General features: G+C 73.9%; 13 protein-coding genes. 9 read left to right on the plus strand and 4 right to left on the minus strand.

The window, feature by feature from the left end; all coding sequences use genetic code 11:
- Window positions 1-229 precede the first annotated feature (229 nt).
- Window positions 230-1,321, plus strand: a complete 1,092-nt coding sequence (locus QM699_RS17515; protein WP_415012306.1) for an acyltransferase family protein — start codon at window positions 230-232, stop codon at window positions 1,319-1,321.
- Between the two features lie 20 nt (window positions 1,322-1,341).
- On the opposite strand, the gene QM699_RS17520 is transcribed toward QM699_RS17515, so the two are convergent.
- The 3 genes from QM699_RS17520 to QM699_RS17530 form a co-directional block, all read right to left on the minus strand.
- Window positions 1,342-2,085 carry an FkbM family methyltransferase gene (locus tag QM699_RS17520; protein WP_415012307.1) on the minus strand — a complete coding sequence of 248 codons (744 nt, stop codon included), beginning with the start codon at window positions 2,083-2,085 and terminating at the stop codon, window positions 1,342-1,344.
- A 154-nt stretch (window positions 2,086-2,239) separates the two neighbouring features.
- Window positions 2,240-2,839, minus strand: coding sequence for an ActR/PrrA/RegA family redox response regulator transcription factor (locus QM699_RS17525; RefSeq protein WP_415012308.1), 600 nt, complete (start codon window positions 2,837-2,839; stop codon window positions 2,240-2,242).
- Window positions 2,840-3,460, minus strand: a complete 621-nt coding sequence (locus QM699_RS17530; protein WP_415012309.1) for an SCO family protein — start codon at window positions 3,458-3,460, stop codon at window positions 2,840-2,842.
- 121 nt (window positions 3,461-3,581) lie between these two features.
- Between QM699_RS17530 and regB the strand changes: the two genes are divergently transcribed.
- The 8 genes from regB to trxA all read left to right on the plus strand — a co-directional run bounded on the left by regB (window position 3,582) and on the right by trxA (window position 16,324).
- Window positions 3,582-4,985, plus strand: coding sequence for a sensor histidine kinase RegB (gene regB, locus QM699_RS17535; protein ID WP_415012310.1), 1,404 nt, complete (start codon window positions 3,582-3,584; stop codon window positions 4,983-4,985).
- A 60-nt stretch (window positions 4,986-5,045) separates the two neighbouring features.
- Window positions 5,046-7,313: a PAS-domain containing protein gene (locus QM699_RS17540; protein ID WP_415012311.1), complete on the plus strand. Its 2,268-nt coding sequence runs from the start codon at window positions 5,046-5,048 to the stop codon at window positions 7,311-7,313.
- A gap of 101 nt (window positions 7,314-7,414) precedes the next feature.
- Window positions 7,415-7,954: a tRNA (adenosine(37)-N6)-threonylcarbamoyltransferase complex ATPase subunit type 1 TsaE gene (gene tsaE / locus QM699_RS17545; RefSeq protein WP_415012312.1), complete on the plus strand. Its 540-nt coding sequence runs from the start codon at window positions 7,415-7,417 to the stop codon at window positions 7,952-7,954.
- The gene (locus QM699_RS17550; RefSeq protein ID WP_415012313.1) at window positions 7,951-8,955 is read left to right on the plus strand and encodes an aminoglycoside phosphotransferase family protein; all 1,005 of its coding nucleotides are present in this window, start codon (window positions 7,951-7,953) and stop codon (window positions 8,953-8,955) included. The genes tsaE and QM699_RS17550 overlap by 4 nt, the downstream gene beginning before the upstream one ends.
- Window positions 8,952-9,650: a nucleotidyltransferase family protein gene (locus QM699_RS17555; protein ID WP_415012314.1), complete on the plus strand. Its 699-nt coding sequence runs from the start codon at window positions 8,952-8,954 to the stop codon at window positions 9,648-9,650. Before QM699_RS17550 ends, QM699_RS17555 begins: the two co-directional genes overlap by 4 nt.
- Window positions 9,647-12,586 (plus strand): double-strand break repair protein AddB, encoded by a 2,940-nt coding sequence (gene addB, locus QM699_RS17560; RefSeq protein WP_415012315.1) that lies wholly within the window; start codon window positions 9,647-9,649, stop codon window positions 12,584-12,586. Before QM699_RS17555 ends, addB begins: the two co-directional genes overlap by 4 nt.
- Window positions 12,583-15,942 carry a double-strand break repair helicase AddA gene (gene addA / locus QM699_RS17565; protein WP_415012316.1) on the plus strand — a complete coding sequence of 1,120 codons (3,360 nt, stop codon included), beginning with the start codon at window positions 12,583-12,585 and terminating at the stop codon, window positions 15,940-15,942. The genes addB and addA overlap by 4 nt, the downstream gene beginning before the upstream one ends.
- A 61-nt stretch (window positions 15,943-16,003) precedes the next feature.
- On the plus strand, window positions 16,004-16,324 hold the full coding sequence (gene trxA, locus QM699_RS17570) for a thioredoxin (RefSeq protein ID WP_415012317.1): 321 nt from the start codon (window positions 16,004-16,006) through the stop codon (window positions 16,322-16,324).
- Between the two features lie 460 nt (window positions 16,325-16,784).
- On the opposite strand, the gene QM699_RS17575 is transcribed toward trxA, so the two are convergent.
- Window positions 16,785-18,821, minus strand: coding sequence for an FAD-dependent oxidoreductase (locus QM699_RS17575; protein ID WP_415012318.1), 2,037 nt, complete (start codon window positions 18,819-18,821; stop codon window positions 16,785-16,787).
- Window positions 18,822-18,884 lie beyond the last annotated feature (63 nt).

Here is an 18,884-nt window from a genome sequence, read left to right on the forward strand (position 1 = left end):
CCTTTCGCGCATCTCCCGAGCCCGGTGGGCGATGACCGGCCGATGCAATGCGAGCGGCTTCCTGCTTACGGTCGCGGAAGCCCGTCGAGGCGTCTTGTGCCGGTGCACACGAAAAGGCCAAGGTCGGCTGGGCGAGAGGGGAGGCACCCTCGCACCGAAAAATCGAGCAGGCAGCCAAAAAATGCAGACTGGTGCTGGGATCAGGCCGTACAGGCCGGATATAGATGGATTGCGTTCCATCGCGATACTGCTCATCCTGCTGGCGCATGGCGGGTTTACAACGTTTTCGGGTGGAGATACTGCGCTCGCCCCATTCTTCGTCATCTCCGGATTCCTGATTGCACAGGCGCTCGTTCGATCGAGCGGCGTGGTGTCGATCGGCGAATTCTACGACCGGCGGGCGCGGCGCATGTTGCCGACGCTGATCGTCGCAACGGCGGCAACCCTCGTGGCGGGGGCGCTGCTGCTGTCGCCCGTGGAAAGCGCGGCGCTGTCGCGCGCGGCCCTCGCGTCCGTGGCGCTGGTGTCCAACGTCGCGCCTTCCGGCGAGGCCGGCGCCGCGCCGCTGCTTCACACCTCGTCGCTGTCGACGGCGGCGCAGATCTTCCTGCTGCTGCCTGTCGTCGTCGCCTGCTTCGGCCGGGTCGGGGCGCGGGCGGTGGTGCCGCTGGTCGCCACGGCGACGCTTGCGTCCTTCGTGCTCGGCGTCGGCCTGCTGCCCGGGTCGGGTCTGCCGCAGATGCCGCACGCTCTCTGGCAGTTCGGCCTCGGCGCGCTGGTTGCGGTGCTGCCGTTCGGTCCGCCGCGCCGGCGCGTTGCCGAGATGCTCGCGCTGCTGGGGCTGGCCGCGATCCTCGTGCCGGTCATCGCCGCCGGCCCGGAGGCATCGCGGTTCTGGACGGGTGCGGTGCCGGCCGGGCTGGGCTCGGCGCTCGTCATCTGGTCGAACCGGCGCGAGACAGCGGCGCGCGCGCTGCTCGGGTCCCCGCCGATGGTGTTCCTCGGCGTGATCTCGTATTCGCTCTACGTCTGGCACTGGCCCATGCTGGTGTTCGCGCAGCGGATCTGGGGCGAGCTTGGCTTCCGGGGCGCGCTCGCGTGGCTCGCGGCCACCCTGCTGGTGGCAACGCTGTCCTGGTACTTCGTCGAGCAGCCGCTGCGCTATCCGACCGGCCCGATCCGCAGCCGCGCCGCGGTTCTCGCCGCGTCGCTCGCCGGATTCGCCTCGGTCGCCGCTCTCGCTGCCCTGATCGCGGCGGAAGGCACCAGCGCCGGCCGCACCGGCGTTTCCGCCGCCTTCGCGAGCGAGATCGGCTGGTAGCCGGGCGACCGGCCCGGTCGTCAGCCGGCGTAGGGGCGGATGATGTCGGCCTCGCCGAGGCGCTGGAACAGCACCACGCTGCCGGTCGAGTGGCGCGGATCGTAGACGAAACCGTTCGCATGCATCGTCGAGAACAGGCTACGCACGCCCGAGAGGCCGGTGACGTGATCGTGAGTCTCGACGAACACCCGGTCGACGCCGGAGAGGTCGGCGCCTGCGAAGAGATCGGCTTCGGCCCCCTCGACGTCGCAGACGATGAGGTTGATCGCCTCCTCGCGCAGCAGCGCGTCGAAGGATTTCGTCGGCACCTCGACCGTGCCGGTCCAGGCGTTCGGCTCGGCCGAGAGCGAGCCCATCCAGAAATCGCGGCGCAGGTAGAAGGTCGCCGCCGCCGCGGAGCCGTTGGTCAGCACGGCGTTCAGCCGGCGCACCTTGCGGACGTCGTTCAGGGCATGGAGCCGGGCCATGTAGTCGAGCAGATGTGGGTTGGCCTCCACCGCGATGACCTGGCTCACCCGGGCCTCGCGCGAGAGCAGGGTGGAGATGAAGCCGATGCCGGCGCCGATCTCGAGCACGCGGTCGCCGGGCCGCACGATGTGCGGGATCTGCGCCGCCTCCTCGGTCTCGAAGCGCCCGGCGATCATCGCCTCGCGGATCGCCGGCGTCAGCACCTGGCTGTCCTCGGGGATCGTCACCCCCGCGACGATGAGCCCGTCACCGGGAAACCCGAGGGGCGCGTCCCGTTCCGCCAACTGACCCGACATGCACGTTTCCTGTTCCTGATCCGGCCGGCCGATGAACCCCCGACCCGCTCGATTTGCGACAAGCAACTCATCTCATCGGAGATGAGTTCGCGCCAGCCTTTCGCGGAATCGTTAACGTATCGTTCACCGATTTTGTTTCAGGCCGCGACTGCACCTAGCGCGGGCTGCGCTTGCTCAGGATGCGCTGCAGCGTGCGCCGGTGCATGTTGAGCCGCCGCGCCGTCTCGGAGACGTTGTGGTCGCAGAGCTCGTAGACCCGCTGGATGTGCTCCCACCGCACGCGGTCGGGGCTCATCGGGTTCTCCGGCGGGGCGGGCTGGCCGGCGTCGGGGGCGAGCAGCGCGCCGAGCACGTCGTTGGCGTCGGCGGGCTTCGCGAGATAGTCCGTGGCGCCGATCTTGACCGCCGCGACCGCCGAGGCGATGGCGCCATACCCGGTCAGCACGACGATGCGGGCATCCGGCCGGCGGGCGCGCAGGAAGCGCACCACCTCGAGGCCGTTGCCGTCCTCGAGCCGCAGGTCGACCACCGCATAGGCGGCCGCGTGCCGCTCGGTCGCGGCCTTGCCGGCGGCGACGGAGTCGACCGCCGTCACCTCGAAGCCGCGCTTCTCCATCGCCCGCGCCAGCCGGCGGCGAAACGCCTCGTCGTCATCGAGGATCAGCAGCGTCGGATCGGGGCCGATCGCCGCGGGCTGCGGCGCCGGATCGGCCAGGACCGGCACCCTGCCGGCCGAATCGGAATGCTCCAGCATTCAGAGTTTCTCCGTGAAGCAGGCCACCGACTGCGCCATGTCCTCGGCCGGGGTATCCGAGGGGTAGAACTCGAGGAACCCCGCGCCGGGCGCCATCAGGTAGGTGAAGGTCGAGTGGTCCATCAGGTAGAACTCGGGGTCGTCGCCGGCCTTGCGATAGTAGACCTTGTAGGCCTTCGCCGCAGCGGCGATGTCTTCCGCCGAGCCGCTGAGCCCGACGATCGCCGGGTCGATCGCCGAGGTGAACGCCCGCACGGCCTCGGGCGTGTCCCGGTCCGGGTCGATCGTGATGAACGCCTGCCGCACGTCGACGCCCTTTTCCGCGAGGTCGGCAGCGGCCAGCGCGTTGCGCGACACGTCGGTCGGGCAGATGTCGGGGCAGAACGTGTAGCCGAAGTAGACGAGCGTCGGGCCCGTCACCACGTCCGCGTCCGTGACGCGGCGCCCGTCGGTGTCCGTGAGGGTGAACGGCCCGCCGATCGAGGCGGCACCCGCCGCCACCGCGCCGCGGCGGCAGTCCGCGAACGGGTCGCCATCCGCGGGGCGCAGCGCGAACCAGCCGCCGATGGCAAGGCCGACGACGGCAACGGCGGCGGCCACGATGGCGGAAACTCGTGTCATGCGGCGGCGTCACCTCGGTCGATCCAGCCGGGTTTCTCGCACGGCCCCCGGTGCATCACAAGATCGCGGGCCGGTCAAATCCGTTTGATGGGCCGATCCGCGCGCTGCTATGCCCCGCCGCATGGCCGAGTCTTCCTATGCCCCGTTTCCGGTCGGGACGCGCCGCTCCTGGGTCCGGCTGCGCACGCTGACCCTGCTGCGCTGGCTCGCCGTCATCGGCCAGACGGCGACGGTGCTGTTCGCCACGCTGGCGCTCGGGATCAAGATCCCGCACGTGCCCTGCGCGCTGGTCATCCTTGCCTCGGCGCTGTTCAACGCGGTCGGCATGGCGGTCGCGGCGCGCAGCCGCCGGCTGCGCGAGCGCGAGGCGCTCTACATGCTGCTCTTCGACCTCTGCCAGCTCGGGGCGCTGCTCTACCTGACCGGCGGCCTCGGCAACCCGTTCGCCCTGCTGCTGATGGCGCCCGTCACCATCAGTGCCTCCGTGCTGTCGCTGCGGGCGACGCTGTTCCTCGGGGCGGTGGCGGCGACGATCATCACCCTGCTCGTGTGGTTCTACGTGCCGCTGGAGCTTGCCACGGGCGAGCACCTGACGCTCTCGCCCGTGGTCGCGGCCGGCACCTGGACGGCACTGCTGACCGGGACGATCTTTCTCGCGATCGGCGCGCGCCGGGTGACGGGCGAGACGCTCTCCATGTCCGAGGCGCTGGCCGCCACCCAGCTCGCGCTCGCCCGCGAGCAGCAGCTCAGCACCATCGGCGGCGTGGTCGCGGCGGCGGCGCACGAACTCGGCACGCCGCTCGCGACGATCAAGCTCGCCTCGACCGAGCTGGTGGAGGAGCTCGCCCACCTGCCGCACCTGCAGGAGGACGCCGCCCTGGTGCGGGCGCAGGCGATCCGCTGCACCCAGATCCTGCGCGCCATGGGGCCGCGCGGCAAGCAGGACCTGATGGTGCGCTCCGCGCCGCTGTCGAGCGTCGTGGAGGAGGCGGCCGCGCCGCACGCCGGGCGGGGGATCCGGGTCATCACCCGGGTCGAGGGCGGGATCGCCGAGGACGCGCCGGACGACCAGCCGCAGATGCTGCGCCGGCCCGAGATCGTTCAGGGCCTGCGCAACCTGGTGCAGAACGCGGTCGACTTCGCCGCCACGACCGTCTGGATCGACCTCGACTGGACCGAGCGCGAGATCCGCGTCGCGATCGGCGACGACGGCCCGGGCTATCCCCCGGACCTGATCGGGCGCATCGGCGATCCCTTCGTGCGGCGCCGCTCGCGCCTTGCTGCCGAACGGCCGGCCTACGAGGGGATGGGCCTCGGCCTCTTCATCGCCAAGACCCTGCTCGAGCGCTCGGGCGCCCGGCTCGACTTCCGCAACGCCGAGCTGGAGCCTGGGTCCGTGCCGGACCCGGAGGCGCCGCCGCCGGAGTTCGCGCGGCCGACCGGCGCCGTCGTCACCGTGACCTGGCCGCGCCCGAGGGTGGCGCCCGAGGGCGTCGACGCGGTGCGGGGGCAGGCGCACGCTTAAGGCTTCGTTAAGCCCGCGAGTCTCTCATGTCCGGGCCCTTCCTCCGCCCGGACATACCCCATGGACTTTCCGTCGCTTTCGTTGCCCGACCTCGCCTCGCTCCGGCTTCTCGGGGCGATGCCCGAGGCGGTGACGGCGGCGCTGGTGAGTGCCGTCGCCACGATCGGACTGGCGGTCGGCTTCTCGGGCCGGCTCCGCGGCCGCCCGGCCGTCGCCGCGACGGGCGAGGACTCGGGCAGCTCGGAATTCCTGATCGACGGCGCGAGCGTCAAGCCGCTGACCGACGGTGCGAGGCGCGTGATGGAAGGGATCGCGCCCGGTGGCACCCGGCTCGCCGCGCTCGCCCGGCACTTCTCCACGGACTGCCCCGACCTCGTCGAAGACCTCGAGACGCTCGTTCTCTACGGCACGCCGTTCCGCCACCACTGCCTGCGCGGCGACGGCAGCGCGTTCGAGATCGTCGGAGAGCCCCGGGGCGGCGCCGCGCGGCTGTCGGTCCGGCCGGCGAGCGAGGATGCGCAGGCCCTGCGCGAGGCGCGGGCGGCGCTCGCGCGCGCGACCAGCGAGGCGGATTTCCTGCGCGGCGTGCTCGACAGGGCGCCGATCCTGGCCTGGACTCAGGGCCCCGACGGCCATGTCGACTGGGTGAATGCCGCCTATCGCGATCGCTTCGGCGCCGCCGGCCAGCCGGAGCAGCGGATGCCCGACGCCTTCGGGCGCACCATCGAGGAGGTGCCGCTGACCGCCCGGGGCAGCGAGACCCGCCGGCGCGTCGCCGTGCCGGGCCATGACGAGGCCGCGCCCGCCTGGTTCGAGGTGTCGCGCGCCAGCGGCCCCGGCGGCGAGGCGCTGGGCTTCGCCTTCGATGCCGGCGAGATCGTCGCGGCCGAGGCGACGCTGCGGCGCTTCGTCGAGACGCTGACCGAGACCTTCGCCCACCTGCCGATCGGGCTCGCGGTGTTCGACAAGAACCGCCGGCTCGGCCTGTTCAACCCGGCGCTCACCGACCTCGTGAAGATCGACGCGGTGTGGCTCGCCGGCCGCCCGTCCCTGCGCGATTTCCTCGAGCGCCTGCGAGAGACCCGGCAGATGCCGGAGCAGAAGGACTTCGCCTCGTGGCGGCGCAAGCTCTCCGAGCTGGAGGAGGGCGCGCGCGACGGGACCTACGAGGAGAACTGGGTGCTGCCCTCGGGCAAGATCTTCCGGGTCACCGGACGGCCGCACCCGCAGGGCGCGCTCGCCTTCCTGTTCGAGGACATCTCGACCACCATCATGCTGGAACGGAAGTACCGCTCCGAGCTGGAGCTGTCGCAGGCGACGCTCGACCGCCTCACCGAGGCGGTCGCGGTGTTCGATGCCTCGGGGATGCTCGCCTTCGTCAATTCCGCGTTCGAGCGGCTGTGGTCGATCGACCCGATGACCCGCCTCGACGGCCCGGGCGTGACCGAGATGACCGCGCTGTGGGCGGACCGCTGCGCGCCGAGCCCGGTCTGGTCGCGGATCGCGGAGTTCGCCACCGCGGACGAGGCGCGCGCCAGCTGGACCGACGAGGTCGAGACCCGCGACGGCCGGCGGATCGGGGTCATCGTGGCGCCGCTGCCGGATGCGTCCGCGCTGGTGGTGTTCGACGACAGGTCGGCCGCTGCCGCCGCGCCGACTGCCGCGTCCACGGGCTCGACGGCACCCGAGGCCCGGGCGGAGGGCGGCGACGGGCTCGCCGACCTCGCGCTCGACCTGCTGCGCCTGCCCGCCGAGGCGGCGGTGCAGAAGCTCATGTCGGCGATCCCGACGGCGCCGTCCGCCGGCACGTTCCAGGCGCTGAGCAGCGCCGCGCAGGGCCTGCGCGAGGGTCTCGCCCATGCCGAGGACCTCTGCGCGGTGCGCGGCGAGACGGCATCCGGGCCCTTGCCCGGCCTTTCCGCGGCACTCGCCCGGCGCAATCTCCGCCTGGCGGCTCCGGCGGACGCCGGCGGCTGGTCGCCGGAGGTGTGCCGCGCGGCGTTCCTCGTCGGCCTCGCCGCCGCCGACCTCGCCGGACCCGCGGCCGTCGTCACGCTGGCGCTTGCGGACGGGACGCTCACCGCCACGGTGGCGCCGGCGGCAACGGTGGCGGCCGGACGCGGCGAAGGCCCGGGCCTCGCGCTGGCCCGCCGCCTCGCCGAAGCCGCTGGCGCGACGTTCTCGATCGCCTGCGAAGGCGGCACCGCGGTCGTCGTCTCCACCGCCCCTGCCGCCACCGCTCCCGCCACCGCTCCCTCCGGGATCGCGTCTGCCGAAGTCACCTCTGCCGACGGCGCAGGGCAGCCGGACGTCCGACGCCGCGCCTGACGTCCCTCGGGGGCCACGTGCTCGCCATACGCCCGGGCGAGGCTTGCGTCCGGCGGCCCGGCGGGTAGAACGAGGCATCCCTCGACGGAGATGGACCGGCCTTGGAGTCTATACTGACGCTCGCGACTCCCGCGGCGACCGACGCCCTCGCCGCGGCGCTCGCGCCGCACCTCGGCGCGGGCGACACGCTGGCGCTGACGGGGGATCTCGGGGCCGGCAAGAGCCACCTCGCCCGCGCGCTCATCGCCACGCGGCTCGCCGCCCTCGGCCGCCGCGAGGACATCCCGTCGCCGAGCTACACGCTGGTGCAGACCTATGACCTCGGCGACGTGGAGCTGTGGCACGCCGATCTCTATCGCCTCGGCGATCCGGGCGAGATCGCCGAGCTCGGCCTCGACGAAGCGTTCGGCCGCGCCATCACGGTCGTCGAGTGGGCTGACCGGCTCGGCCCGGCGCTGCCCGCCCGCCACCTCGCGATCGCCCTCGACTTCGTGGCGGCACCCGAGGAGGCGCAGCGCGCCTCCGACATCTTCGCCGAGGAGGCGCGGCGCGCCACCGTCACGGCCGCGGGCCCGGGCTGGGACTGGCTCGGGGCCGCGCTGGAGACAGCGCGCGGGGTCGTGCCCGGGGTCGCACGATGAGCCGTGACGCCGAGATCGCCGGCTTTCTCGCCGCCGCGGGATGGGGGGCGGCCGTGCGCCAGCCGCTGGCCGGCGACGCCTCCGCCCGCCGCTACGAGCGGCTGCACCGGGGCGCGGCGCCTGCGATCCTGATGGACGTGCCGCCCGCCTCCGGCCTCGCCGTCGGGCCGTTCCTCGCCGTCGACCGCTGGCTCCGCGCCGCCGGCCTGAGCGCGCCCGAGGTGTTTGCCGCCGACGAGGCCGGCGGGCTCGTGCTGCTCGAGGACCTCGGGGACGACCTCTTCGCCCGGATCTGCGCCGCGCAGCCGGAGCGCGAGGCCGGGCTCTACGCCGCCGCCGTCGACCTCCTCGCCGATCTCCAGGCCCTGCCGCCGCCCGCGGGCGCGTGGTCGCCGCCGCCCTACGATCTCGCGTTCCTCCTGCGCGAGGCCGGGCTGATGCTCGAGTGGTATCTCCCAGCGTCCGCCGGATCGGCGGCATCGCCCGACCTCGTGGCGGAGTTCCAGGCGCTGGCCACCGCCGCGCTCGCCCCGGTCGCGTTGCAGACGACGGCGGTCTACCGCGACTTTCACGCCGAGAACCTGCTCTGGCTGCCCGGGCGTGCCGGCCATGCCCGGGTGGGCCTGCTCGATTTCCAGGACATGCTGATCGGCCATCCGGCCTATGACCTCGTGTCGCTGCTCGCCGACGCCCGCCGCGATGTCGCGCCCGACCTCGCCCGGGCGATGGAGGCGCGCTACATCGACCGCACCGGGGCCGACCGGGAAAGCTTCACCGCTGCGGCCCGTGTGCTCTCGGCCCAGCGCAACATGAAGATCATGGGCCTGTTCACCCGCCTCTGCCGCCGGGACGGCAAGGCGCGCTACGTCGACCTGCTGCCCCGGGTCTGGGGCTACCTCGCGGCCGATCTGGCCCACCCGGGCCTCGCACCGCTCGCGGCCTTCGTCGGGCGGCACCTGCCCGCGCCGGAGCCCGGCGTCCGGGCGCGGATCGCCGCATGACGCCGCGGGCGGTGATGATCTTCGCCGCGGGCCTCGGCACGCGGATGGGCGAGCTGACCCGGACCCGGCCGAAGCCGCTGATCGAGGTGGCCGGCCGGCCGCTGATCGACCACGCGCTCGCGCTCGCGGCCGGATTTCCCCGGATCGTCGTCAATACCCACGCCCACGCCGACCAGCTCGCCGCCCACCTCGCCCGCGTCGCGCCCGGCGTGCGCGTCTCGCACGAGACCGAGCGGCTCGAGACCGGCGGCGGGCTGAAGCGGGCGCTGCCGCTGCTTGGCGCGGGGCCGGTGCTGACGCTGAACGCCGACATGGTCTGGCGCGGGCCGAACCCGCTCGCGCTCCTGGCCGCGCACTGGCGGCCGGGCGATGGCGCGCTGCTCGCCCTCGTGCCGCGGGACGCCGCGATCGGCCACGGCGGGGCGGGCGACTTCCACCTCCGCGCCGACGGCACGCTCGACCGGCGCGGGGCGGCGCCGTCGGCGGATTTCGTCTATGCCGGCGCCGGGGTGATCGACCCGGCGGCCGTGGCTGCCTGTCCCGGCGAGGTCTTCTCCCTCAACCCGGTGTGGGACGCGCTCCGGGCCGAGGGTCGCCTGCGCGGCGTCGTCTATCCCGGCGGCTGGGTCGATGTCGGCCGGCCCGAGGGCATCGCGCTGGCCGAGGCGGAACTGTCCCGGGGAGCGTGGGGGTGACGCTGTTTCAGCCGAGCGACGGCCCGCGGGTCTTCGCGCTGCCTCCCGGCATCGACTTCCTCGGTGCGCTGATTGTGGGCCTCGAGGCGCGCCTGCCGTCCGGCGACCTGTTCGGGCCCGACCCGATGGCGCTGGCCGAGGTGGAGATCTGGGTCAACACCCGCCGCGCCGCGCGGGCGCTGGCCGAGCGGATGGCGGGCGGCGGCCCGCGCCTGCTGCCGCGCATCCGCGTCGTGACCGAACTGGCCGATGCCGCGACCGCGCCGCTCGACCTGCCCGAGCCGGTGCCGCCGCTGCGCCGCAAGCTCGACCTCGCCCGCCTCGTGCGCGGCCTCGCCGCCGCGGCGCCGGAGCTGGCCGCCGGCAGCGCCGTCTTCGATCTCGCCGACAGCCTTGCCGAGCTGCTCGACGAGTTGCAGGACGCCGGGCTGCCGCCATCGGTGCTGGCCGGCGTGGATGCGGCCGAGCACGCGGCGCACTGGCAGAAGAGCCTCGCCTTCCTCCAGCTCATCTCCGGCTATCTCGACGCCGCCGGGCCCGGCGGCGGGCCCGGGCGGCTGCGCGCGGCCGCCGTGGCGCTGGCCGCGCGCTGGGCGGTGGCGCCGCCCGCGCATCCGGTGATCGTCGCGGGATCCACCGGCTCGCGCGGGGCGATGCGGGTGTTCATGGCCGCCGTCGCCCGCCTGCCGCAGGGCGCCCTCGTGCTGCCCGGCCTCGACCCGGACCTGCCGCCGGCGGTCTGGGCGCGGCTCGGCCGCGACGACGCCGGCGCCTCCGATCACCCGCAGCACGGCTTTCGCCGGCTGGCCGACGCGATCGGCTTCGACCCCGCCGCCGTCCCGCCCTGGCACGCCGCCGCGGCGCCGGCGCCGGAGCGCAACGCCCTCGTCTCGCTCGCGCTGCGCCCCGCGCCCGTGACCGACCAGTGGCGCGAGGAAGGCGCCCGTCTCGCCGGCAGCCTCGCGCCGGCCTGCGCCGCGCTCGCGTGGATCGAGGCGCCCGATGCGCGCCGCGAGGCGCTCGCCATCGCCCTCGCGCTGCGCGAGGCCGCCGACGACGGCGCGCGCGCGGCGCTGGTCACGCCCGACCGCACCCTCGCCCGCCGGGTCGCCGCCGAGCTCGACCGCTGGGGCATCATTCCCGACGACAGCGCCGGCCGTCCGCTCGGCCTCACCCCGCCCGGCACGCTGCTGCGTCGCCTCGCCGCGCTGATCGGCCGCGACCTGACGCCCGCCGACCTGCTCGCGATCCTGAAGCACCCGCTGGTCGCCAGCGCGCCCGAGGCCCGCGGCCCGCACCTGCGCCTGACCTGGCGGCTCGAGCGCGACCGGCTGCGCGGCGGCGCGCCGTGGATCGACTGGCCCGATCTCGCGCGCTGGGCGGCGAAGGAGGGCGGCGAGGCGCCGGGCTGGATCGCCTGGCTCGCGGCCGCGCTCGCGCCGCTCGCTCCCGGCGGGCCGCGCCCGCTGGCCGACCTGCTGGCGACGCATCGCACCGCGGCCGAGGCGCTGGCATCCGGTCCCTCCGGCGACCCGGCGCATGGCCTCTGGGACGAGGCGGCCGGCGCGGAGGCCGCGGCGCTCTTCATCCTCGCCGACGCCGAGGCGGCAGCGGGGGGCGAGCTGTCGCCGGCCGACTATCGCAGCCTCTTCCAGTCGCTCCTGACCGGGCGTGACGTGCCGGAGGCGGCGGTCGTCACCCACCCCGGCCTCGCGATCTGGGGCACGCTCGAGGCGCGGATCCAGTCCGCCGACCTCGTGGTGCTCGGCGGCCTGACCGAAGGCATCTGGCCGCGCCTGCCCGGTGCCGACCCGTGGCTCGGCCGCGGGCTGCGCCGGGCGATCGGCCTGCCGAGCCCGGAGGACCGCATCGGCCTCTCCGCGCACGACTTCCAGCAGGCGATCGGCGCGCCGAGGGTGGTGCTCTCCCGCGCGCTGCGCGACGCCGAGGCGCCGACCGTGGCCTCGCGCTGGCTGCTCCGTCTGGAAAACCTGCTGCTCGGCCTCGGGCCCGAGGGCGCGGAGGCGCTGGCCGCCGCCCGCGCGCGGGGGCAGCGCCTCGTGGCGCTGGCCGCGCGCCTCGACGAGCCCGCCGAGCGCGTCCCGCCCGCCCGCCGCCCGGCGCCGCGCCCGCCGGCCGCCGCCCGGCCGCGCGAGCTGTCGGTGACGCGGGTCGAGACGCTGATCCGCGACCCTTACGCGATCTATGCCCGCGCGGTGCTGCGGCTGAGGCCGCTCGACCCGCCCGGCCGCACGCCGGACCCGCTGACGCGCGGCATCGTCATCCACGCGGCGCTCGACGACTTCGTGACCGCAACCCTCGACGGGCTGCCCGCCGATGCCGAGGCGATCTATCGGGCGACGATCGCGCGCGCGCTCGAAGAGAACGCGCCGTGGCCGGCGGTGCGCGCGATCTGGACCACGCGCCTCGCCCGGGCCGCGCGCTGGTTCCTCGACGGCGAGGCCGCCCGCCGCTGCCGGGGCACGCCGGGCGGCCGCGAGGTCGGCGGCCGGCGCGAGGTCCCCGGCCTCGCCTTCGCCGTCACCGCCCGCGCCGATCGCATTGATCTCCTGCCGGATGGCCGCGTCGCGCTCTACGACTACAAGTCCGGCAACGCCCGGAGCGATGCCGAGATCGCCACCTTCCACCTGCAGCTGCCGCTCGAGGCCGCGATCGCCGCGGCCGGCGGCTTCGACGGCCTGCCGCCGGCCGAGGTGGCGCACGTCGAGCTGCTGTACTTCGGCAACCGCGAGTCCCGCGTCATCGACCCGGCGACGCTCGCCGAAACCTGGAGGCGCTTCGCCAACCTCGCGGCCTGCTATCAGGATCCCGAGACGCCGTTCATCGCCCGGCTGCGGCCTCAGAAAATCTCCTGGGCCGGCGACTATGACCATCTCTCGCGCAGGGGCGAATGGTCCGACGGAGACGACCCATGACCCTCGCAGCGGAGGCGCAGAGACAGGCCGCCGCGCCGCGGCGGTCGAGCTGGGTGTCGGCCAACGCCGGGTCCGGCAAGACCCGCGTGCTGACCGACCGCGTGGCGCGGTTGCTGCTCGCGGGCACCGACCCGGCGCGCGTGCTCTGCCTCACCTACACCAAGGCGGCCGCCGCCGAGATGCAGACGCGGCTGTTCCGGACGCTCGGCGAATGGGCGATGCTCGACGACGCCCGCCTGCGCGCCGCGCTGGTGGCGCTGGGCGAGCCCGGCCACGACATCCCCGACCGCGAGCTGGCCCGCGCCCGCACCCTCTTCGCCCGGGCGCTCGAGACGCCCGGCGGCCTGAAGATCCAGACGATCCACGCGTTCTGCGAGGCGTTGCTGCGCCGCTTCCCGATCGAGGCCGGCGTCGCGCCGCAGTTCGCCGTCCTCGACGACCGGCAGGCGCGCGCGCTGCGCGAGGAGGTGCTCGACGCCTTCGCCCTCGACGCACCGCAGGACTTCGCCGAGCTGGCCCACCACTTCGGCCGCGAGGATATCGACGCGCTGCTGCTCGAGATCGCCCGCCACCGCGCCGCCTTCGTCCGGCGGTTCGACGCCGCGGCGCTCGCCGCGACCCTCGGCGCGCGGCCGGACGTGACGCTGGCCGGGATCGCGGACGAGGTGGTCGATCCGGCCGCGCGCCGGGCGCTCGCCGAGCTGCTGCCGCACCTGCGCGCCAGCGGGCCGCAGGACGGCAAGGATGCGGAGAAGATCGCGGGCGCGCTCGCGAGCGCCGAGCCGGGGGAGATGCTCGCGGGCCTCGAAGCTGCGCTGCTCTACGGCAAGTCGGCAAAGGCGCCGTTCGGCTCCAAGGCCGGGAAGTTCCCGACGAAGGCCGTCCGCACCCGGCTGCCCGCGCTCATGGAGGTGGTGGACGATCTGATGGACCGTCTCGCCGAGGCGCGGCCCCTGCGCCTTGCCAACGCGGCGTTCGCGAAGTCGGCGGCGCTGAACCGCTTCGGCCGGGCGTGGATCGCCGCATGGTCCGGGCGCAAGGCGGCGCTGGGCGTGCTCGACTTCGACGACATGATCGACCGCACCGAGGCGCTGCTGGCGCGGCCGGGGACCGCCGCCTGGGTGCTCTGGCGGCTCGACGGCGGCATCGACCACATCCTCGTCGACGAGGCGCAGGACACGAGCCCGGCGCAGTGGCGGGTGATCGAGGCGATCTCGTCGGAGTTCTTCGCGGGCGAGGGGGCGCGGCCGGTGGAGCGCACCATCTTCGTCGTCGGCGACGAGAAGCAGTCGATCTACAGCTTCCAGGGCGCGGAGCCCGGCGAGTTTGCCGCCAAGGCCGCGCACTACACCGCCCGGCTCGATGCGATCGGCGCCGAGCTGCAACGCTGCGACCTGCTCTATTCCTTCCGCTCGGCCGGGGCGATCCTCGAGCTGGTCGACACGGTGTTCGGCGGCCCGGCCGGCGAGGGGCTGTCGACGATCCGGCACCACGCCTTCGACACGGAAAAGCCCGGGCGGGTCGAGCTCTGGCCGTTCCTGCCGAAGCCGGAGAAGCCGGAGGAAACCGCATGGGACAATCCGGTGGACCAGCCCGGGCCGGACGATCCGGTGATGGTGCTCGCCCGTCGCATCGCCACGACGATCCGCGGATGGCTCGACACCGGCCGGGTGCTGCCGGGCGAAGGCCGGGCGATCCGCGCGGGCGACGTGATGATCCTCGTCCAGCGGCGGAACGCGCTGTTCGACGCCATCATCCGCGAGCTGAAGCGCGCCGCGGTGCCTGTCGCCGGCGCCGACCTGCTGCGCATCGGCGGCGAGCTGGCGGTGCGCGACCTGCTGGCGGCGCTGCGCTTCGCGGCGACGCCGCGGGACGACCTCTCGCTCGCGGCGCTGCTGCGCAGCCCGCTCGGCGGGCTGTCGGAGGACGAGCTGTTCGAGATCGCGCACGGCCGCGAGGGCAGCCTCGACGCGGCCCTGCGCCGCCAGCCGCCGGAGCGCTGGCCCGCGGTGCGGGCGCTGCTCGACGACCTGCTGCGGACGGCCGACTACCTGCGCCCGTTCGAGATCCTGTCGCGCATCCTCGTGCGCCATGGCGGCCGGCAGCGGCTGGCCGCGCGGCTCGGCGCCGAGGCGGAGGAGGGCATCGACGCGCTGCTCGACCAGGCGGTCGCCTACGAGGCGGTCGAGGCGCCGAGCCTCACCGGCTTTCTCGACTGGCTCGACCGCGACGAGGTGGCCGTGAAGCGGCGGATGGACGAGGGCCAGGACCAGGTGCGGGTGATGACCGTGCACGGCGCCAAGGGGCTGGAGGCGCCGATCGTCCTCCTGCCCGACACCGCGCCGCGGTCGGAAAGCGCCAATCCACCACAGATCCTGCCCCTCGGCGACGGCCGGGTGGTCTGGCGGGCCCGTGCCGACGAGGCGCCGCCCGCGATCGCCGGGGCCGAGGCCGCACGCTGCGCGCTGGTGCGGGCCGAGAACCGGCGGTTGCTCTACGTGGCGCTCACCCGGGCGAAATCGTGGCTGCTGGTGGCGGGCGCCGGCGATCCGAAGGCCTCCGGCGAGGGCTGGCACGCGCTGGTCGCCGACGCCATGGCCGGCCTCCCCTGCGCGCGCGAGGCCGGGCCGGACGGCGACACGCTGGTCCATGCCCGCGGCTGGACGGACGGTCCGGGCGCGCCGTCCCCGGCCCGGCAACCGGCCCCGGAACCGGCCCCGGCCATCGCATTGCCGGCCTGGGCGCGCGAGCCTGCCCGCGTGCCCGCGGCGCCGCCCCGGCCGGTCTCGCCCTCCGGCCTTGGCGGCGGGCACGTGCTGCCTGGCGACGCGGAGGGGGCGCTGCCCGAGGCCGAGGCCAAGGCGCGCGGCACCGCCGTCCACCGGCTGCTCGAACACCTGCACGGACGCCCGGCGTCCGAGCGGGCGGCACTGGCGGCGCGCCTGCTGCCCGGTGCGGCGGATCTGGACGAGCGGCTGGCCGAGGCGGCAGCCGTGCTCGACGCGCCGGAGCTGGCGGCGATCTTCGCCGAGGGGCTCGCCGAGGTGCCGGTTGCCGCCGACCTGCCCGAGCTCGGCGGCCGGCGCATCCTCGGCCGCCTCGACCGGCTGGTCGTCGGCCCGAAGCGGGTGCTCGCGGTCGATTTCAAGAGCAACCGCGCCGTTCCCGCGGCGGCGGAGGCGGTGCCCGAGGGCATCCTGCGGCAGATGGGCGCCTATCGCGCCGCGCTCCGCCGGATTTTCCCCGGCCGCAGCGTCGAGACGGCCATCCTCTGGACGGCCACGGCGCGGCTGATGCCGCTGCCCGACGCGCTGGTCGACGCGGCACTCGCGCGCGGCGCGCCCGGGTTCCCTTGACCAGCCGGGGGGGCGATCTTACGTTCCCCTCCGACTTACCCATTCTTCAGGAGATGCCACCATGTCGACCGTCAAGGTCACCGAGACCAGCTTCAAGGACGAAGTGCTCGAAGCGGACGTTCCCGTCCTCGTCGACTTCTGGGCGGAGTGGTGCGGCCCCTGCAAGATGATCGGCCCCGCCCTCGAGGAGCTGGCTTCCGAGTACGACGGCCGCCTCAAGGTGGCCAAGGTGAACGTGGACGATCACCCGTCGGTGGCGGCGCAGTACGGGGTGCGCGGCATCCCGGCGCTGTTCATGTTCAAGGGCGGCGAGGTCGTGTCGAACCGCACCGGCGCCGCGCCGAAGGCGTCGCTCAAGGGCTGGATCGAAGAGACGGTCTGACACGGGGACCGCAGTCCGTCCCGAGGCAAGGGTTAGGGGCCGGAGCGCGCGTCGCTCCGGCCTTTTTGCTGTCCGGGGAGGAGGGCAATCGCCTGCTGAACGACGACGAAGAACTCGGGCCTGCCATGTTTTGGGACGGCGACGCCAGACGGATTTGGCAGGTGACAAATCCGTCCGCGGTCGCCCCTGCGGGGGGCGACCGCGAGCCCGCGCTCGCCGGGGCGACCCCGGCCGGATTGGCACCCTTCCGCAGAAATCTCCGCCCCTGACGGCTTCCGCGCGTCACCGCGCTCCCTGCCGTTGGCGCGGCGAACGCAGTGCGTTCGCTTGTCGCGCCAGGTGACTCGCGGGCGCGAGCGCCCGCTTCGGTCATCTGTGCCCCTTGGCAGGCGTGGTGTGGGGTTGGGTGTTCCGCACTGCCAAACAATTCACGCTCAACGCGCGTCCCCGCCGCAGCCCCTCAGAGCGTCCGCACCAGCCGCAGGGCGTCGTAGATCGCCGCGTGGGTGTTGCGGGCGGCCACGGCGTCGCCGATGCGGAAGAGCTGGAAGCGCCCTGCGGGATTGCGGGTGACGGCCTGCGACCGGCGGGCGACCAGCGCCTCGTAGTCGACTTCGCCGAGATTGGTCGAGTGCGGGCGCAGGTCGAAATAGATCTCGTCGAGCGGACGGGTGCCGTGATTGACCACCACCTGATCGACCCGGCGCTCGCGCGTGACGCCGCCGTAGTCGCTGCCCACCTGCGCCAGCAGCTCGTTGCCGGCGCGGCGCACGGCGTCGAGCTTCCAGGTGACGGTGAAGGTCACGTCGCGCTTCTGCAGCTCGCGGAGCGAGGGGGTGAGCGACATCGCCATCACCTCGGGGGCGAAGCTGCGGTCGCGGGTCATGATCTCGACCCGGCCACCCGCCCCGGCGATCTTCTCGGCGGCCTGCAGGGCCGCGTAGTCGCCGGCGTCGTCGTAGATCAGGACGTTCGAGCCGGGGCGCGCGTCGCCGGAGAGAATGTCCCAGGCCGACACGACCAGATCGTCGCCCTCCGCCAGCACCTCGGTGTGCGGCAGGCCGCCGGTCGCGACGACGACCGCATCCGGCGCCGCGGAGAGCACGGTGTTGGCGTCGGCATAGCTGTTGAAGTGGAAGTGCGCGCCGAGCCGGGTGCATTCGTCGAAGCGCCAGTCGATGAGCGAGATCATCTCGGCGCGCCGCGGGGTCTGCGCGGTCAGACGCACCTGTCCGCCCGGGTCGCTTGCCGCCTCGTGGACGATGACCTCGTGTCCGCGCTCGGCCGCCACCCGCGCGGCCTCGAGCCCGGCGGGGCCGGCGCCGACGACGACCACGCGGCGCGGCGTGGCGGCGCGCTCGATGGCGTGCGGCTGCTCCAGCTCGCGGCCGGTCGAGGGATTGTGCAGGCAGAGCGCCATGCCGCCCTGATAGATCCGGTCGAGGCAGTAGTTCGCCCCGACGCACGGCCGGATGCGATCCTCTTCGCCGCGCAGCAGCTTTGCCACGATGTGCGGGTCGGCGATGTGGGCGCGGGTCATGCCGACCATGTCGAGCTTGCCGCTGGCGATCGCGTGGCGGGCGGTGGCGACGTCCTGGATCTTCGCGGCGTGGAAGGTCGGGAAGTTCGTGGCGGCGCGCACCTCGCCGGCAAAGTCGAGATGCGGCGCCGAGCGCATCCCCTGCACCGGGATCACGTCGGTCAGGCCCGCGTCGGTGTCGATGTGCCCCCTCACCACGTTGAGGAAGTCGACCATGCCGCAGTCCTTCAGCCGGCGCGAGATCTCGAGGCCGTCGGCCCTGGTCAGCCCGCCGGCGATGTCCTCGTCGCCGGTGTGGCGGATGCCGATCAGGAAGCGGTCGCCGACGCGGGCACGGATCGAGCGCAGCACGTCGAACGTGAAGCGCAGGCGGTTCTCGAGGCTGCCGCCATAGGGGGCGTCGAGCTCGTTGGTGAGCGGCGACCAGAACTGGTCCATCAGGTGGCCGTAGGCTTCGAACTCGATGCCGTCGACGCCCGCCGCGTGCATCCGCTCGGCGGCGTCGGTGTAGTCCTCGATGATCCGGGCGATGTCCCAGTCCTCGGCCTTCTTCGGGAACGCCCGGTGCGCCGGCTCGCGCGCGTGGCCGGCGGAGATGACGGGCAGCCAGTCGGCCTTGTCCCAGCGGGTGCGGCGGCCGAGGTGGGTGAGCTGGATCATCACCGCGGCGCCATGCTCGTGGCACTCGTCGGTCAGCGCCTTCATCCAGCCGACGACCTCGTCCTTCCAGGCGAGGATGTTGTTGAAGACCGGCGGGCTGTCGCGGGCGACCGAGGCCGATCCGGCGGTCATCGTCAGTGCGACCCCGGCGCGGGCGCGCTCCACGTGGTAGGCGCGGTAGCGGTCCTTGGGCATGCCGTCCTCGGGATAGGCCGGCTCGTGGCTGGTGATGATGAGGCGGTTCCTCAACGTCAGGTGCTTGAGCTGGTAGGGCTGGAGGAGGGGGTCGCTGGACATGGCTGGAACTCCGCTGGCTGGCGACAGGGATTCCAGAAATGTTCATATGTGTCAAGTTAAGGA

This window comes from Amaricoccus sp. (assembly GCF_047602525.1).
Classification (GTDB): domain Bacteria; phylum Pseudomonadota; class Alphaproteobacteria; order Rhodobacterales; family Rhodobacteraceae; genus Amaricoccus.

Bases quoted from the DNA above. Each gene is read 5' to 3' on its own strand.
- QM699_RS17520 (WP_415012307.1), bottom strand. From the start codon at position 2,085: ATGTCGGGTCAGTTGGCGGAACGGGACGCGCCCCTCGGGTTTCCCGGT.
- QM699_RS17525 (WP_415012308.1), bottom strand. From the start codon at position 2,839: ATGCTGGAGCATTCCGATTCGGCCGGCAGGGTGCCGGTCCTGGCCGAT.
- QM699_RS17530 (WP_415012309.1), bottom strand. From the start codon at position 3,460: ATGACACGAGTTTCCGCCATCGTGGCCGCCGCCGTTGCCGTCGTCGGC.
- regB (WP_415012310.1), top strand. From the start codon at position 3,582: ATGGCCGAGTCTTCCTATGCCCCGTTTCCGGTCGGGACGCGCCGCTCC.
- QM699_RS17540 (WP_415012311.1), top strand. From the start codon at position 5,046: ATGGACTTTCCGTCGCTTTCGTTGCCCGACCTCGCCTCGCTCCGGCTT.
- QM699_RS17550 (WP_415012313.1), top strand. From the start codon at position 7,951: ATGAGCCGTGACGCCGAGATCGCCGGCTTTCTCGCCGCCGCGGGATGG.
- QM699_RS17555 (WP_415012314.1), top strand. From the start codon at position 8,952: ATGACGCCGCGGGCGGTGATGATCTTCGCCGCGGGCCTCGGCACGCGG.
- addA (WP_415012316.1), top strand. From the start codon at position 12,583: ATGACCCTCGCAGCGGAGGCGCAGAGACAGGCCGCCGCGCCGCGGCGG.
- trxA (WP_415012317.1), top strand. From the start codon at position 16,004: ATGTCGACCGTCAAGGTCACCGAGACCAGCTTCAAGGACGAAGTGCTC.
- QM699_RS17575 (WP_415012318.1), bottom strand. From the start codon at position 18,821: ATGTCCAGCGACCCCCTCCTCCAGCCCTACCAGCTCAAGCACCTGACG.